Genomic DNA, 15,919 nt, shown 5'->3' with positions numbered 1-15,919 from the left:
CCACTCTCAGGCGCGTTTTGCGCGACGTTCAGCAATAAAGGTGACCAGGAAGAAAGCGCCAATCAGGTCAAAGAAACCCATGGCGATAAATAATGGGTTAAAGCCGATTTTGTCGGCGGTAACCCCGATAATCAGGGAGAAGGCGAAGCTGGCGATCCACGCGGCGGACCCGCGCATGCCGTTAACGGTGGCCATCTGGCCTTTATCAAAGGACTCCACTACCAGGGCGCTGAGCATGCAGGAGATAATCTGGTGGCCAAAACCGCCAACAGAGATCAGCGCAATCGCGACATACGGGTTATTGGTGAAGGCCATAGCCGCCAGGGAGATCATCAGGAACGCGCCGCTCACGGAGGAGGCAACGATTGAATTCACCCGGGAGCAGCCGAACAGGCGAACGTACAGTTTGGTCAGATAGCCGCTGGCCACGCTGCCAAGGTCGGCGGCCAGGAACGGCAGCCAGGCGAAGAGGGCAATCTGCTTCAGATCCATACCGTAGGCTTTGGACAAGTACAGCGGCACCCAGAAGCTCATCACCGCCCAGGCCGGTTCAGCCATGAATGCCGGGATCGCGATACCGTAAAAACGCTTGTTCTTGCCGACGGTTTTCAGCGCGGTGAGGAACGGTAATTTCACTGCCGGCGGTTCATTATCCTGACGAATGAATTCCAGCTCTTCTTTGCTCAGATTCGGGTGTTTATCCGGGTTATGGTAGAACGCCCACCACAGCACCACCCACGCCGCCGCCAGCACGCCGGTGAACATAAATGCACCCTGCCAGCCGAACGAAGCATGCGCGAAGTAGATAATCGGCGGTGCCAGCATCGCACCAATAGAAAAGCCGACGCCAGCCCAACCCGCAGCCACCGGGCGCTCAGATTTCGGGAACCATTCGCCGATGGTTTTGGCGTTAGCCGGCGTGGCGGCAGCTTCCGCACCACCCATAAAGAAGCGCAAAATTGCCAGATGCAGCCAGTTGCCAGCTCCGGCGTGCAGCAGGCAGGTCAACGCCCACAGCCCGGCGCAAATCATAAAGCCGAGCTTCAGGCCGATAACGTCAATCAGCCAACCGCACAGCGGCTGGAAGAGGGTATAGGCCAGTTGGAATGCGCCGACGATCCAGGAATATTGTTCGGTGGTGATCCCGAGGCTGGTTTTCAGTTCCGGGGCAAGGATCCCCAGCGAGTTACGGGTGATGTAGTTGACGGTGACGCCCAGTAAAAACAGGACCAGTACCCACCAACGTAAATTTTTGACTATCCGGCGCGGTTTACTCACGGCCATATCGTTATTGATACCCTGACTCATCGGGATCTCCACGGAAAGCTGTAGGGAACGGTGGGGCCACTCGCGGAGAGTTGTCACACCACTTTTTATAATCGGTTGATATTTATTTGTTTTATTTCTACGACCTTCCATCATTCTTGTATGGAAGTTGTTCTACCAATTCACAGTAGGCGACAACAAAATTCGATGAAAGTGGGTTTTATGCACGTTTTTTCATGAGTGGCTGATATACATTACGCATACATACTTAAGGCCATAGAACATGCGGTTTTTAGGTCATGAAAATTCTTTCATTTCTGAATTAGATGCGGATCACAAAATGGAAAAGAAGCTGAAAATTGCGGAAATTGCCGGGCGCACGGGGCTTTCCGCCAGCACGGTATCGCGGGTACTGGCCGGGAAGGCCAACACCAGCGCTCGGGCGCGTGAACGGGTACTGGCCTGCGCCCGTGAACTTGGGGTGATGGACGGCCTGGCTGCGGGGCGCATGCTGCTCAACAGCCTGATTATCTTTGCGCCGCCGCGGGCATTCGATGAGCGCTCGGATATCTTCTACTACCGCGTGATCCAGAGCATCAGCAAAGCGCTTTCCGCGCACGAGGTACGTCTGCGCTACTGCCCGCTGGAGGAAAATGACAGCGATCCGGCGCTGTTCCTGTCGCGGATGAATGAAGCGGAAACTCAGGCGGCGATCCTGCTCGGTATTGACGATCCGCATATCCACGATCTGGCAGCCGATCTCGGTAAACCCTGCGTGCTGATCAACTGCCGCGATGAAAGAATGCGCCTTCCGGCGATTGCTCCGGATCATCGGCTTATTGGTGCTTTTGCGGCTCGCTACCTGTTTGAGATGGGGCATCGTGAAGTGATGAACGTCATGTGCCTGCGGCGCTACACCATGGAGCAGCGTTTAGCGGGAGTGAAAGAGTCGTGGCGGCAGCACAACATGGTCTTTGAACATGAACGCGATCTGCTGAACATCAGCAGCTTTAGCGCCAAAGAAGCGGAAGAAAAAGTGGGACAGTGGCTGGATGAACGAAATGGTCGGGCGATGCCGACGGCGTTTCTGGTGGGCGGCGACTTTATGGCCGCAGGCACCATCAATGCCCTCAGTCAGCGCGGCCTGCGGGTGCCGCAGGATGTATCGGTGATGAGCATCGACGGTTTTAATCTTGCAGCCATCGAAGATGTCCCGTTGACCGCCGTGCACGTGCCGCGTGATGAACTGGGCGTAGAAGCGGTGCAGATGCTCCAGCAGCGCTTGATCCGTCCGGACGCGCCGGTAGGATCATTGCTGCTGCACGGTCGTCTGGCGGTGCGGGAATCGGTGCGGCGGGTGCGCCCGGGGAAAGGGCACTCCGCCGTGGAACAAGAAGGCCTATATGGCAATCAGGCGTCGATACCCAGCGCGCGCTTGCCGTGAATATTGAGGTCGGCAAGGGTAAATCGTCCTTGCCAGTCGGCCTCATAGTCTTCCCGCGGGAAATCGCCCGGCGACGCGCCGCGCTCCAGCGCGGCTTTCACCTTATGCGCGTAGGCGAGATTTTTCGCACACATCGGGGCGGCGGGAATGTACATCACGTTGCCCCAGCCCTGCTGGTTCTCCACCGGCGCGACGGAATGAATCACATCGCAGTGCCACCAGACGGAATCACCGGCGTCGAGCGCGGGAATCGAGGTGAGGGCGCTTATCAATAGCGGGTGCCATTTCTCGGAAATCGGCAGCACTTTGCCCGGCGCCACGCCGCACAGTTCATCATCCGGCACGTCATCGAGCAGCGGGCGCAGCAGCACATAGGCCATGGCTTCCGGAATCGGCACCACGTGTAGCAGTCCTTGATCCGGGATCATATCTGACAGCGCCGTCCAGCCCTGGAAGGTGCGGAATACCGAGCATTTGGTGGTGTTATCCACCGTATACTCTTCCACCTCGGTGCGATGCGCCGCATTCCACGGATCGTACTGCTCGACGTTGCCGCTAAATACGCTGGCGAACACCTGCTGATAGGCCGGCAGCAGCCAGCGTTCAAGCGCGCCGGAGTCGGTATGCGCGCCGAGTCCTTTAGAGGTCGTGCCCGGCGGACGGCGGCGAATGCGGTCCGGATAAATCACGCTGATGTCCGGGTTAAACCACTGCTGACCTTCGCTTTCTACCTGCCACAGGCGATTTAAGAATGATTGCGCCTGCGCCATTTCCTCACTTTGCCGCGCCTGCATCTGCGCCTGCGACCAGTAGATTGGGTAGATCTCCGGACGCGAGGCGTCGAGCGAACCAAAGAACGTGTCGCCAGGGCCTTTATAGACGTCGTCGAAACGGTTGAGGTCGAGGTAGTCGAGCATTGAACGATCCCACGCCAGCGCCTGCTCGCGCGGGAAGTGGCCTTTAATCACCGCGCAGCCCCGACGTTTGACTTCAGCGCGGGTGGCGTCGCTGAGATTGCCCGCGGCGATATCGGCAAATGGAATCACCGGCCAGACCGGCTGCCCCTGCGCCTTCAGGGCGTTAATTTCCGCCACTCGCGCTTCGATGGTGGCGCTCAGACGATCAAATACCGCCTGTACGTCGCCAATCTGCGCGCGTAGCGCCTGCTTCATTTGACGAATGGCCGCTTTCGGGTCGGCGGGCAGCGTTTGGTGGGTAAAGGTAATCGGCATATCAACCTCGCAATCTTTCATTCGAAAGTAAAAATAATTACAGGTGATACTTTAAGTTAAAATTAAGTTAATGCAAGTTTAAATTTTATGCGAATTGAGGCCAGGGAAATGGGAGCAAACGGTCGGGCAGATAAAGCAACGCCACCACCCGGCGATGTGCCCGGTGGCGCTGCATTTATCGAATCGGCAAAGGGGGGAAATCAGAAGGGCGTTGTGCCGTCCAGCACGGCCTGAATGACGTTCAGCGCGCCGTGGTGATTGTTGTCGTCGGTCTGATATCCGGCAATGGCTTTAATACTCTCGGCGGCGTTGTCCATGGCGAAGGCATACTTCACCAGCTTCAGCATTTCCGCATCGTTGCCGCTGTCGCCAATCGCCACGCACTCCTGCGGGGAAACCTGCCAGCGTTTAAGCAGGCGGCTGATACCGTTGGCTTTATGCAGGCCAGGGATAATCAGGTCAACAAAGCCAAAACCGCTGGTCACCGGCTTCATGATGCCATCGAGCGAGACGTGCAGCTTATCGACCAGCTCTGGGATTTCGCTGTCCGGCAGATTCAGTGAAAATTTAAAAATCTTGTCGTCGATATCGTGATAGTTCGCCACACGCTTCAAGCGGTAGTAGTGCTTCGACATCAGCGCCACGAGCTCGTCCGGCGCGCTATCGCTGATATAGGCACTTTCCAGACCACAGGCGACGAATTTCAGCTGCGGGTCTTTCAGCAGTTCGGTGAACACCGTTTGTGACTCGTGGCGGGTCAGCTCGCCGTGGAACAGTTCCTGGCCGTGTTCGTAGACCAGCGCGCCGTTTTCAGCGACAAAGGAGATGCGGTCGCGAATCTCAGGGAAGAAGGTAATGAGCTGATAGTACTGGTTGCCGCTGGCGACGACGAATTCAATGCCACGCTGTTGAAGCTGTTCAAACTGCGCCAGAAACCGCGAACGGTCGTAGGTTTTGGCGTCATTAAGAAAAGTTCCGTCCATATCAGTGACGATAACTTTAACGGTCATACGGGATGCTCCTGGGGTAAATCCGGCCAGCAGCAATTTAATTACAATGTGAGCTAAAGCACAAATTTAATTTCATTCGAAAGAAAAGCGGGGCGATTTAGCCCCTCTCCCTGGGAGGGAGAGGGGAAAGGGCGAGTCCTGCGTTACAGCGTATGCTCGGTACGGGCGATGATATCGTCCTGGGCATCCGGCGACAGGGCGGTGAAGAAGGCGGAGTAGCCGGCAACGCGAACCACCAGATCGCGGTACTGGTCCGGATGTTTCTTCGCCTCAAGCAGCGTTTCGCGCGACACGATGTTGTACTGAATGTGCCAGCCTTTGTGCACTTCGAAGAAGGTGCGCAGCAGCGCCATCAGCTTTTGCTTATCGCTTTCGTTTTCCAGCGTTGCCGGGTTCAGCTTCTGGTTTAACAGCACGCCGCCGAGAATCGCTGAAGTAGGCAGCTTACCGACGGAGCTTATCACCGCCGTTGGGCCGAGGTGATCGGTGCCGGAGGCCGGGCTTGCGCCTTCCGCCAGCGGGGTTTTTGCCTTACGGCCATCCGGCGTGGCCATGGTCTGGGCGCCAAACGGCACGTTGGCCGAAATGGACGACGTGCCCGCGTAGTAGTTACCGCCAATCGGGCCGCGACCGTAGCGCGGGTTGTGATACTGCTTCAGCTCGTCGATATAGGTCTGGTAGGCGCGTGCCAGCAGGGTATCGACGCTGTCATCATCATTACCATACTTCGGTGCGCCGTTGACTAAGCGCTGACGCAGCTGCTCGTGAGTCAGGCCGTCGTAATCTTCTGCCAGCGCTTTTGCCAGCGCCTGTTGGCCAATCATGCCCTGATCGAAGACCAGCTTTTTCACCGCCGCCAGGCTGTTGCCGAGGTTGGCGATCCCCACCTGCAGGCCGGATACCCAGTCGTACTTCGCGCCGCCTTGCTTGATGCTTTTTGCTCGTTCGATGCAGTCATCCACCAGCGCGGAACACAGAATATCGTGCACGTTCTCTTCCAGCATGGTGTCGACCACGTATTCAATCTCAATCGACTTCCGGGTGTAGTAGCGAATCTGGTTGTCCCAATCGGCGAGCATCTGCTCGAAGTTGGCAAAGTTACCTTTCGACAGCGCATGCTCCTGCGGCAGGAACACCTGGCCGCTGGTGGTGTCGCGGCCGCCTTCCATCGCCGCCAGCATTACGCGGGCAAAGTTGATAAAACTCATGCCGGTGCAGCGGTAGCCCCACTTGCCGCCAACGGCGGTTTCGATGCAGCCGATCGCCGCATAATCGTAAGCGTCGTCAGGTTCGACGCCCAGCTTGATGAATTCAGGAATCACGATTTCATCGTTGTTAAAGGCCGGCATCCCAAAGCCGCAGCGGATGACCTGCACGCAGGCGTCGAGGAAGTCGTTACTCATCCCCGCATGGTAGCGCACGCTCAGGTTTGGCTGAGTGGAGCGCAGGCGGCCGCAGGATTCGAGAATCGCGTAGGAGAGCGGGTTAACCGCGTCCTGCGCTTCTCCGTTCACTAACTTCTGGCCGCCGATGGTGACGTTTTGGTACAGCGGGCTGCCGGCAGAGGCTTTTGAATGCGAACCGGAGCGAATTTTGTTCACTTCCAGCAGCTTCAGCCAGCAGCTGTGCAGCAGCTCGATAGCCTGCTCGCGGCCCAGCGACTGCTCCAGCTCAACGTCGCGGCGATAGTACGGGTAGAGATACTGGTCCATACGGGCAAATGAGACCGAGTGACCGTTGGATTCAATTTGCAGAATCAGCTGGATGAAATAGCACAGCTGCAGCGCCTGCCAGAAGGTTTTCGGCGGCTGATGGGCAATGACATCGCAGTTTTCCGCCATTGCCAGCAGTTCGTCACGGCGGCTTTCACGGATCTCTTCGGCGGCCATTTGGCGCGCCAGCTCGGCGAAGCGCACGATATGCAGGCTGACCGCGTCGAGCACAATATCAATCGCTTTCAGGAACTGATCGCCGTGCAGATCGTCCAGCACCGTCAGGTTAATGCGGGTGCGGCGTTCGGCAACTTTCGCGCGCATGCCGTCGAGCCCTTTCTCCAGCAGCAGCGGGAAGTTAACCGCCAGGTGGGCGTCGCCGGAGGTCATATTGCCTTCCGCTTTGATGATACCGGTGGCCAGCAGCGCTTTTTGCTCGTCGGTAAACATTCCGTAGCAACGGTCCTGTACGGTCTGGCCGCGCCACCATGGGCACACTTCATGCAGCACGCGCTTGTTCTCTTCGCTGACGGCAAACCCGGCACCTGGGCGATCGGCTAAATCATCAATCTCTTTTTCGATCCAACTGACGGTATATTCCGGGAAGATTGGCGCGGCGCGAACTTCGCTGGCCTGGTTACCGATAATCAGTTCGTCGTGTTTTATCCAGATGGTGCGTTCTGCCAGGTGATGGGCCAGCGCCAGCGCGCGGCGCACCGGAATCGGTTTATCCATGTGCTGCTGGTAGGCTTCGGTATAGTGGCGCGCGCGTTCGGTACACACCGGCGGCTTAACGATATGCACCAGCGCGTTTTTGTGGGACTGAATGCGGGCGGTTAATTTATCGAGAGTCAGCGTGGTCATCAGTTTTATCCTCGTAGTGTCGCCGTTAACCCATGTTCATGAGCGTACCGTTGGGCGAAATCCAACAGCGCCGGGTCGTTGAGCGGCTTATCGGGTGCAAAGTAGGGTTGGCCGAGCAGCGCATACTTATTGATGCCCAGCGTGTGGTACGGCAGAAAATGAATATCGCGCACGCCGGAAAGCTGCCCGGCGGCAAAATCGGTAATCGCTTTAATCGACGCTTCGTCGGCGTTAAAGCCCTGAATCAGCGGGACGCGCAGGGTTATCTGTTTCCCGGCGGCAGACAGGCGCTTGAGATTATCGAGCACGCGTTTGGCCGAACCATCTGTCCACTCTTTAAAGCGCGCGTCATCCACGTGTTTTAAGTCGGCGAGAAACAGGTCGATATAGGGCAGCGCCGGCTCCAGATAGCGCCACGGCACGTGCAGGCAGGTTTCCACCGCCGTGTGGATACCGTTTTCATGCGCACTTTTCAGTAGCTGGAGCGCCAGCTCTGGGTTCATAAACGGTTCACCGCCGGACAGCGTCATGCCGCCGCCACTGCGTTCGTAGAACGGCTTGTCGCGCAGTACGGTAGCCATAATCTCGTCGGCAGATTTTTCCTCACCGCAGACGGTTAACGCCTGGGTTGGGCAGCATTCTTTGAGGGCGTGAAGTGAATCGTCATTCAGCTTTTCCCGATGGATAACCAGGCCGCTAATCACCCGCTCAATCACCGCAGGGGCGGCTTTCTGGCACAGGTCGCAGCCGTCGAGACACAGGCGCGGATCAAACAGAAGATCCTGTTGCCGGGCGCGGCTTTCCGGGTTCTGGCACCAGCGGCAGCCCAGCGAGCAGCCTTTGAGAAAGACAACGGTGCGGATGCCTGGACCATCATGGGTGGAATAGCGCTGAATGTTGAAAATCATAATAAGCCCTCACCTTTCGTATAAAGATTAAAATACTTTCGAATGAAAGTTATTTTGACGTGAGTCAACTTAAGCAGAGGTTTTGCTGTGGTAGTGTTAATCCATGCTCAATATCACGGTTTAAGGACACATCATGGAACTCTATCTCGACACTTCAGACGTCGCGGCGGTAAAGAAGCTGGCGCGCGTATTTCCGCTGGCGGGCGTAACGACAAACCCGAGTATTGTTGCGGCGGGTAAAAAACCGCTGGATGCGTTGCTGCCTGAGTTACGCGATGCCATGGGCGGCAAAGGGCGTTTATTTGCCCAGGTGATGGCGACCACCGCCGACGGCATGGTGGCCGATGCACACAAGCTGCGGGCGATTATTCCCGATCTGGTGGTGAAGATTCCGGTAACCGCAGAGGGGCTGGCGGCGATTAAATTGCTTACCGCTGAAGGGATTCCGACCCTGGGCACCGCGGTGTACGGCGCATCGCAGGGGCTGCTCTCTGCGCTGGCGGGGGCAGAATATGTCGCGCCATACGTCAATCGCCTGGATGCGCAGGGCGGCAACGGTATTCAGACCGTGTGTGAATTGCAGGATCTACTGACTCTGCACGCCCCGCAGTCAAAAGTGCTGGCGGCGAGCTTTAAAACGCCGCGTCAGGCGCTGGATTGCCTGCTGGCGGGCTGTCAGTCGATTACGCTGCCGCTGGATGTCGCGCAGCAGTTAATCAGCAGCCCGGCGGTGGATGCGGCGGTGGCGAAGTTTGAACAGGATTGGCAAACGGCGTTCGGTCGTACGTCGCTGTAAGCGAATTCGGTTTCCCTCTCCGCAAAGGAGAGGGAAAGAGTGTTGCTAGGCCGAAGGCTGGCCGCACACTTCGCAGGTAGGGTTACGCATCAATTTCATTTCTCTGAACTGGCAGCGCATCGCGTCATACATCACCAGCTTTCCGGCCGCCGGGGTGCCGTAATGGGTCAGCACTTTGATGGCCTCCATCGCCTGCATCGCGCCAATCACTCCGACCAGCGGCGACATCACGCCCGCTTCGACGCAGGTTAACGCATTCTCCCCAAACAGACGGCTCAGACAGCGGTAGCACGGTTCGCCTTCTTGATAGGTAAAGACCGAAATCTGTCCTTCCATGCGAATCGCCGCTCCGGAGACCAGCGGTTTTTTATGCTGGAAGCCGCCGCGATTAAGCTGGTTGCGGATAGTGACGTTGTCGGTGCAGTCGAGCACTAAATCATGCTCAGCAATTAGCGCTGACAGCGCCTCTTCCTCGAGCAGCGCATTGAGGGGAACCAGCTCAACGTGTGGGTTAATCCGCGCCAGCGCCTCACGGGCGGAGTCCACTTTCGGCTGGCCGATGGTGGCATCGCTGTGCAGCGTTTGGCGTTGCAGGTTGGAGAGCGCGACGGTGTCAAAATCCAGCAGCGTCATCTTACCCACGCCCGCTGCCGCCAGGTACTGCGCGGCGGCGCAGCCCAAACCGCCCAGCCCGACAACCAGCACCCGTGAAGCCTTCAGCTTCTCCTGCCCGTCAAAGTCAAAATCGCGCAGGATGATTTGCCGGTTGTAGCGCAGCATCTCGCTGTCGCTAAGCTCCACGGCCATTACAGGCCACCCAGCAGATGGTTGAACGGCTCAACTTCCACCCATTCGCCCGCTTCAACGCGCCCGCGTTCACGCTCCAGCACGATAAAGCAGTTGCCCTGGCTAAAGGAGCTGAAAATATGTGAGCCTTGATGGCCGGTGGTCGCCACGGTCAGCTCACCGTTTTCGTTGCGGGTCAGCAGACCACGCTGGAAATCGAGACGACCTGGGGATTTTTTCAGCACATCGGTGGTGCGCACGCGCAGGCGCGGTGCCTGAGTGGCGGCGCTACCGGCGCTCAGTTTTGCCAGCAGCGGCTGCACCAGCTGATAGAACGTGAGTGCGGCAGAGACTGGGTTGCCCGGCAGACCGCAGAACCAGCTATGGCTCAGCTTACCGAAGGCGAACGGTTTGCCCGGTTTAATCGCCAGCTTCCAGAAGCTGATTTCACCCAGTTCATCGAGGATGGTTTTGGTGTAGTCCGCTTCGCCAACGGAAACGCCACCGGAGCTAATCACCACGTCGGCCAGCTTATCGGCTTCGATAAAGGTCTGACGCAGCTGTTCCGGATCATCACGAATAATGCCGAGGTTAATGACTTCACAACCGAGCTGCTCGAGCATCAGATGCACCGCCAGACGGTTGGTATCGTAGATTTGCCCGTCGCCCAGCGGCTGGCCCGGAAGCTGGAGTTCGTCGCCGGTAGAGAACAGCGCGACGCGGATTTTGCGCACTACGCTAACTTCCGCGATGCCCAGCGAAGCCAGCACCGGTAATTCGGCCACCGTCAGACGCGTTCCGGCAGGGAATACCACCGCACCGTTGGCAATGTCTTCACCACGCAGGCGAATATTTTGCCCCGGCTTCACCTTGGCAACAAAACGGATACCGGCGTCGGTTTGCTCGGTCTCTTCCTGCATCACCACCGCGTCGCAGCCCGCCGGAACCGGCGCACCGGTCATAATACGAATGCAGGTACCCGCCGGCCATTCACCGTGGAACGGCTGCCCGGCGAAGGCTTTACCCGCGACCGCCAGCGGCGTTTGCGCCGCGATATCGGCCAGACGTACCGCATAACCATCCATCGCCGAGTTATCAAAACCCGGTACGTCCAGTGGAGAGGTGATATCGCTGGCGGTAATGCGGCCAAACGCCTGCAGCAGCGGCACCGATTCGCTGTCATGCAGCGGGGTTATCTGGTTAAGCATCTGCGTCAGCGCGGTATCAAGCGGTATCAATCCGGCGGTAAAATCCATGGCTAAACTCCTGGGGGGAACGTTCGAATGCGCACATTATGGCAGAAAAGCCCCGCAGACTGTATGCCACCTGTGGTGTACCTTGTTATGCCAGAAATCTTGACGTCCTGATTTCCAGATGCTCTTTCTATATTCAAAATTGATATAGGAGCAGAGCCACTATAATGATATTTATAAATAAAATGACGTAAGGGATAACTAATGGGCAAGGCAGTCATTGCGATTCACGGCGGAGCCGGGGCGATAAGTCGCCAGCAGATGTCGGCGCAAAAAGAGCACGAATACGTGACGGCGCTGTCGGACATCGTCGAAAGCGGGCAGAAAATGCTGGAAGCCGGCGCCAGTGCGCTGGATGCGGTCACTGAAGCGGTGCGCCTGCTGGAAGAGTGCCCGCTGTTTAACGCCGGCATCGGTTCTGTTTTCACCGCCGCGGAAACCCACGAACTCGACGCCTGCGTGATGGACGGCAATTCGCTGCAAGCGGGTGCCGTTGCCGGGGTGAAACACCTGCGTAACCCGGTGCTGGCGGCCCGGCTGGTGCTGGAAAAGAGTCCGCACGTCATGCTGATTGGCGAAGGCGCGGAAGCCTTTGCCGGGGCTGAAGGTATGGAACTGGTGGATAATTCCCTGTTCTCTACCGATATGCGGTTCCAGCAGCTGCTGGAAGCGCGCAGCCACGGCCAATTTATTCTCGACCATGACGCGCCGCTCGACGAACGCCACAAAATGGGCACCGTCGGCGCCGTGGCGTTGGATTTTAACGGCAACCTGGCGGCCGCCACGTCTACCGGTGGCATGACCAATAAACTGCCCGGTCGAGTCGGTGATAGCCCGCTGGTGGGGGCGGGATGCTACGCCAATAACGCCAGCGTCGCTGTCTCCTGTACCGGCACCGGTGAAGTATTTATCCGTACCCTGGCGGCCTATGATATCGCCGCCTTAATGGACTACGGAAATCTTAGCCTGCTCGAAGCCTGCGAGCGCGTGGTGATGGAAAAACTCCCGGCACTCGGCGGCAGCGGCGGGCTTATCGCCATCGATCGCGAAGGCAACGTGGTACTGCCGTTTAACAGCGAAGGTATGTACCGCGCCTGGGCCTACGCCGGGGATACCCCGACTATTGGCATTTACAAGGAATAAAAGGAGTTACCGTGCCGCATTCCGCCGAGCTTGATGATTCGCAGGTGCTAAGCATTGAGAATCTGAACGTCGCGTTTCGCCAGGATAAACAGTCCGTTGGCGTCGTGCACCAGCTCTCATTTCATCTTAACCGTGGCGAAACGCTGGCGATTGTCGGCGAATCGGGCTCGGGTAAATCGGTGACGGCGCTGGCGCTGATGCGTCTGTTAGATCAGGCGAGCGGACAAGTGTCCTGCGAGCAGATGCTGCTGCGACGTCGCAATCATAAGGTTGTCGATTTGCAGGAGCAGACGCCAGCGCAAATGCGCGGTATACGCGGGGCCGATGTGGCGATGATTTTCCAGGAGCCGATGACCTCGCTAAACCCGGTATTTACCATCGGTGAGCAGATCGCCGAGTCTATTCGTTTGCACCAGGGGCTTGGGCGCGAAGAGGCGCTGGCTGAGGCGAAAAAAACGCTCGATAAAGTGCGTATTCCCGAAGCGCAGACCATGCTTTCGCGCTATCCGCATCAGCTCTCCGGCGGGATGCGCCAGCGGGTGATGATCGCTATGGCGCTGTCGTGCCGCCCGGCGGTGCTGATTGCCGATGAACCGACCACCGCGCTGGATGTCACCATCCAGGCGCAAATCCTCCAGCTTATCGACGTACTGCAAAAAGAGATGTCGATGGGGGTGATTTTTATTACCCATGACATGGGCGTAGTGGCCGAGATCGCCGACCGGGTGCTGGTGATGCATCAGGGCAAAGCGGTGGAAACCGGCAGCGTCGAGGCGATTTTCAACGCTCCGCAGCACGCCTATACCCAACGCCTGTTAGCGGCGGTACCTCGGCTGGGCGCAATGCGTGGCAGCGATTATCCGAAAAGTTTCCCTGAACTCAATGCGCCAAATATTGAACCGCAGCGACAAAATACGGTGGTGGAAGGTAAACCGATTCTCCAGGTTCGCGATTTGGTGACGCGTTTTCCACTGCGCGGCGGGCTGCTCAATCGCGTGACTCGTGAAGTGCATGCGGTGGAAAACGTCAGCTTTGATCTCTGGCCAGGGGAGACGCTGTCGCTGGTCGGTGAGTCAGGCTGTGGCAAATCGACCACCGGCCGCGCGCTGCTGCGGCTGGTGGAATCGCAGAGCGGCACCATCACTTTTAACGGTGAGCGCATCGATACGCTCTCCGCCAACCAGCTTCAACCGCTGCGCCGTGATATTCAGTTTATCTTCCAGGATCCTTACGCCTCGCTTGACCCGCGCCATACGGTCGGTTTTTCGATTATGGAGCCGCTGCGTATTCACGGCGTGCTCGAAGGCGAGGCGCTCCAGCAGCGCGTCGAGTGGCTTTTGCAGCGCGTGGGGCTGCTGCCGGAACATGCGTGGCGTTATCCGCATGAGTTCTCCGGCGGGCAGCGCCAACGCATCTGTATCGCTCGCGCCCTTGCGCTGGAGCCGAAGGTGGTGATTGCCGATGAGTCCGTCTCCGCGCTGGATGTCTCGATTCGCGCGCAGGTCATCAACCTGCTGCTCTCCTTGCAGCGGGAAATGGGTATCGCCTTTTTGTTTATCTCCCATGACATGGCGGTGGTCGAACGCATCAGCCATCGGGTGGCGGTGATGTACCGTGGGCGCATCGTTGAAATAGGGCCGCGTCGGGCGGTCTTTGAAAATCCGCAGCATCCGTATACCCGCAAGCTGCTGGCCGCGGTGCCGGTCGCCGATCCCGCGCATCGTCGTCCGCAGCGCGTGCTGCTGTCCGATGAGTTGCCGGGGAATATCTATAAACGGGGCGAAGCAGTCGAACCAGTGAGTTTACAGCAGGTCTCGCCGGGGCATTATGTGGCTCGGGAGCCAGCAAGCAGTGCGCTGAGAGGCCCGAGATAATTTGAGTACCGGGAAGGCACGGCGGCTATGCGCCGCTAAGGTGATGGATAACGGGTCGCATTCGATAATAAAACGACAGGCAGGGGACAACATGACACAACGCGTTTCACGTAAATGGCTGGTTGCACTGGGGGTAGCGTCCGCGCTTGCCGCCTCTCCCGCGTTCGCGGCAAAAGATGTGGTGGTGGCGGTAGGTTCCAACTTCACCACCCTGGATCCGTACGATGCTAACGACACGCTGTCGCAGGCGGTGGCAAAATCCTTCTATCAGGGGCTGTTTGGCCTGGATAAAGAGATGAAGCTGCAAAATGTGCTGGCGGAAAGTTACACCGTGTCCGACGATGGCAAGGTCTATACCGTTAAGCTGCGTCAGGGGGTGAAATTCCAGGACGGTACCGACTTCAACGCCGAAGCTGTGAAGATTAACCTCGACCGCGCCAGCAACCCGGAAAGCCACCTTAAGCGCTACAACCTGTACAAAAATATCGATAAGACCGAAGCGGTGGACGCCAGCACGGTGAAAATCACCTTAAAACAACCGTTCTCGGCGTTTATCAATATTCTTGCCCACCCGGCGACGGCGATGATTTCGCCCGCGGCGCTGAAAAAATATGGTAATGAAATTGGCTTCCACCCGGTGGGAACCGGGCCGTATCAGCTGGATACCTGGAACCAAACCGACTTTGTGAAAGTCAGCAAATTTGCCAACTACTGGCAAAAAGGGCTGCCGAAGCTGGACTCTATTACCTGGCGTCCGGTGGTCGACAACAACACCCGTGCGGCGATGCTGCAAACCGGCGAAGCGCAGTTTGCTTTCCCGATCCCTTATGAGCAGGCCGCGCTGCTGGCGAAAAACAGCCAGCTTGAGCTGGTGGCGAGCCCGTCCATCATGCAGCGCTACATCAGCATGAACGTGACGCAAAAGCCGTTTGATAATCCTAAAGTCCGCGAGGCTATCAACTACGCCATAAACCGCCAGGCGCTGGTGAAAGTGGCCTTTGCTGGCTATGCGACACCGGCTACCGGCGTGGTGCCGCCGTCTATCGCCTACGCGCAGCAGTACCAGCCGTGGCCGTATGACCCGGCTAAAGCACGCGAGCTGTTAAAAGAAGCAGGCTACCCGAACGGGTTTAGCACCACCCTGTGGTCATCGCATAACCACAGCACCGCGCAGAAGGTTCTGCAGTTTACCCAGCAGCAGCTGGCGCAAATCGGCATTAAGGCCCAGGTCACGGCGATGGATGCCGGGCAGCGCGCGGCGGAAGTGGAAGGTAAAGGGCAGAAAGAGAGTGGTGTGCGGATGTTCTATACCGGCTGGTCGGCATCGACCGGCGAAGCGGACTGGGCGCTGTCGCCGCTGTTCGCCTCGTCTAACTGGCCGCCAACCCAGTTCAATACCGCGTTCTACGGCAATCCGCAGGTCGATAAAGATCTGACGGCGGCGCTGCAAACCACCGATGCGAAGGAAAAAGCGCGGCTGTACAAAGAGGCCCAGGATATCATCTGGAAAGAGTCGCCGTGGGTGCCGCTGGTGGTGGAAAAACTGGTTTCAGCGCACAGCAAGTCTTTGTCCGGGTTCTACATTATGCCGGACACCGGTTTTAGCTTTGATGATGCGGATCTGAAGTAAG

General features: G+C 57.7%; 12 protein-coding genes. 5 read left to right on the top strand and 7 right to left on the bottom strand.

What is annotated here, in order from left to right; genetic code table 11:
* Positions 1 to 6: 6 nt before the first annotated feature.
* Positions 7 to 1,308 (bottom strand): MFS transporter, encoded by a 1,302-nt coding sequence (locus LZ634_RS10900; protein WP_234504895.1) that lies wholly within the window; start codon positions 1,306 to 1,308, stop codon positions 7 to 9.
* Between the two features lie 298 nt (positions 1,309 to 1,606).
* Between LZ634_RS10900 and LZ634_RS10895 the strand changes: the two genes are divergently transcribed.
* A complete protein-coding gene (locus tag LZ634_RS10895; RefSeq protein WP_234504893.1) occupies positions 1,607 to 2,710 on the top strand; it encodes a LacI family DNA-binding transcriptional regulator in 1,104 nt (367 codons plus the stop codon).
* On the opposite strand, the gene LZ634_RS10890 is transcribed toward LZ634_RS10895, so the two are convergent.
* The 4 genes from LZ634_RS10890 to LZ634_RS10875 all read right to left on the bottom strand — a co-directional run bounded on the left by LZ634_RS10890 (position 2,677) and on the right by LZ634_RS10875 (position 8,436).
* Positions 2,677 to 3,942, bottom strand: coding sequence for a DUF1479 domain-containing protein (locus LZ634_RS10890; protein WP_234504889.1), 1,266 nt, complete (start codon positions 3,940 to 3,942; stop codon positions 2,677 to 2,679). The genes LZ634_RS10895 and LZ634_RS10890 overlap by 34 nt on opposite strands.
* A 200-nt stretch (positions 3,943 to 4,142) precedes the next feature.
* Positions 4,143 to 4,952, bottom strand: a complete 810-nt coding sequence (locus LZ634_RS10885; RefSeq protein ID WP_234504886.1) for a Cof-type HAD-IIB family hydrolase — start codon at positions 4,950 to 4,952, stop codon at positions 4,143 to 4,145.
* Positions 4,953 to 5,095: 143 nt separating this feature from the next.
* A complete protein-coding gene (locus LZ634_RS10880; RefSeq protein WP_234504883.1) occupies positions 5,096 to 7,528 on the bottom strand; it encodes a formate C-acetyltransferase/glycerol dehydratase family glycyl radical enzyme in 2,433 nt (810 codons plus the stop codon).
* A gap of 5 nt (positions 7,529 to 7,533) precedes the next feature.
* Positions 7,534 to 8,436 (bottom strand): glycyl-radical enzyme activating protein, encoded by a 903-nt coding sequence (locus LZ634_RS10875; protein ID WP_234504879.1) that lies wholly within the window; start codon positions 8,434 to 8,436, stop codon positions 7,534 to 7,536.
* A gap of 133 nt (positions 8,437 to 8,569) precedes the next feature.
* Here LZ634_RS10875 and fsa point away from each other — a divergent pair, with 133 nt between their 5' ends.
* A complete protein-coding gene (gene fsa / locus LZ634_RS10870; RefSeq protein WP_234504876.1) occupies positions 8,570 to 9,232 on the top strand; it encodes a fructose-6-phosphate aldolase in 663 nt (220 codons plus the stop codon).
* Positions 9,233 to 9,277: 45 nt separating this feature from the next.
* Here the strand turns inward: fsa and moeB are convergent, their stop codons facing one another.
* Positions 9,278 to 10,039, bottom strand: a complete 762-nt coding sequence (gene moeB / locus LZ634_RS10865) for a molybdopterin-synthase adenylyltransferase MoeB (RefSeq protein ID WP_234504874.1) — start codon at positions 10,037 to 10,039, stop codon at positions 9,278 to 9,280.
* On the bottom strand, positions 10,039 to 11,274 hold the full coding sequence (moeA, locus tag LZ634_RS10860; protein WP_234504872.1) for a molybdopterin molybdotransferase MoeA: 1,236 nt from the start codon (positions 11,272 to 11,274) through the stop codon (positions 10,039 to 10,041). The genes moeB and moeA overlap by 1 nt, the downstream gene beginning before the upstream one ends.
* 201 nt (positions 11,275 to 11,475) lie before the next feature.
* Between moeA and iaaA the strand changes: the two genes are divergently transcribed.
* The 3 genes from iaaA (at position 11,476) to gsiB (ending at position 15,918) form a co-directional block, all read left to right on the top strand.
* Positions 11,476 to 12,414, top strand: a complete 939-nt coding sequence (iaaA, locus tag LZ634_RS10855) for a beta-aspartyl-peptidase (protein ID WP_234504871.1) — start codon at positions 11,476 to 11,478, stop codon at positions 12,412 to 12,414.
* An 11-nt stretch (positions 12,415 to 12,425) separates the two neighbouring features.
* Positions 12,426 to 14,288: a glutathione ABC transporter ATP-binding protein GsiA gene (gsiA, locus tag LZ634_RS10850; protein ID WP_234504870.1), complete on the top strand. Its 1,863-nt coding sequence runs from the start codon at positions 12,426 to 12,428 to the stop codon at positions 14,286 to 14,288.
* Between the two features lie 91 nt (positions 14,289 to 14,379).
* On the top strand, positions 14,380 to 15,918 hold the full coding sequence (gene gsiB / locus LZ634_RS10845; protein WP_234504869.1) for a glutathione ABC transporter substrate-binding protein GsiB: 1,539 nt from the start codon (positions 14,380 to 14,382) through the stop codon (positions 15,916 to 15,918).
* The last annotated feature ends 1 nt before the right edge of the window (position 15,919 follow it).

The sequence above is a fragment of the Kluyvera intermedia genome, from assembly GCF_021440345.1.
Taxonomy (GTDB): Bacteria; Pseudomonadota; Gammaproteobacteria; order Enterobacterales; family Enterobacteriaceae; genus Kluyvera; species Kluyvera intermedia_A.
This window is presented reverse-complemented; position numbering and strand designations above follow the sequence as displayed.

Coding starts and splice junctions, on each gene's coding strand:
- LZ634_RS10900 (WP_234504895.1), bottom strand. CDS start 1,308: ATGAGTCAGGGTATCAATAACGATATGGCCGTGAGTAAACCGCGCCGG.
- LZ634_RS10895 (WP_234504893.1), top strand. CDS start 1,607: ATGGAAAAGAAGCTGAAAATTGCGGAAATTGCCGGGCGCACGGGGCTT.
- LZ634_RS10890 (WP_234504889.1), bottom strand. CDS start 3,942: ATGCCGATTACCTTTACCCACCAAACGCTGCCCGCCGACCCGAAAGCG.
- LZ634_RS10885 (WP_234504886.1), bottom strand. CDS start 4,952: ATGACCGTTAAAGTTATCGTCACTGATATGGACGGAACTTTTCTTAAT.
- LZ634_RS10880 (WP_234504883.1), bottom strand. CDS start 7,528: ATGACCACGCTGACTCTCGATAAATTAACCGCCCGCATTCAGTCCCAC.
- LZ634_RS10875 (WP_234504879.1), bottom strand. CDS start 8,436: ATGATTTTCAACATTCAGCGCTATTCCACCCATGATGGTCCAGGCATC.
- fsa (WP_234504876.1), top strand. CDS start 8,570: ATGGAACTCTATCTCGACACTTCAGACGTCGCGGCGGTAAAGAAGCTG.
- moeB (WP_234504874.1), bottom strand. CDS start 10,039: ATGGCCGTGGAGCTTAGCGACAGCGAGATGCTGCGCTACAACCGGCAA.
- moeA (WP_234504872.1), bottom strand. CDS start 11,274: ATGGATTTTACCGCCGGATTGATACCGCTTGATACCGCGCTGACGCAG.
- iaaA (WP_234504871.1), top strand. CDS start 11,476: ATGGGCAAGGCAGTCATTGCGATTCACGGCGGAGCCGGGGCGATAAGT.
- gsiB (WP_234504869.1), top strand. CDS start 14,380: ATGACACAACGCGTTTCACGTAAATGGCTGGTTGCACTGGGGGTAGCG.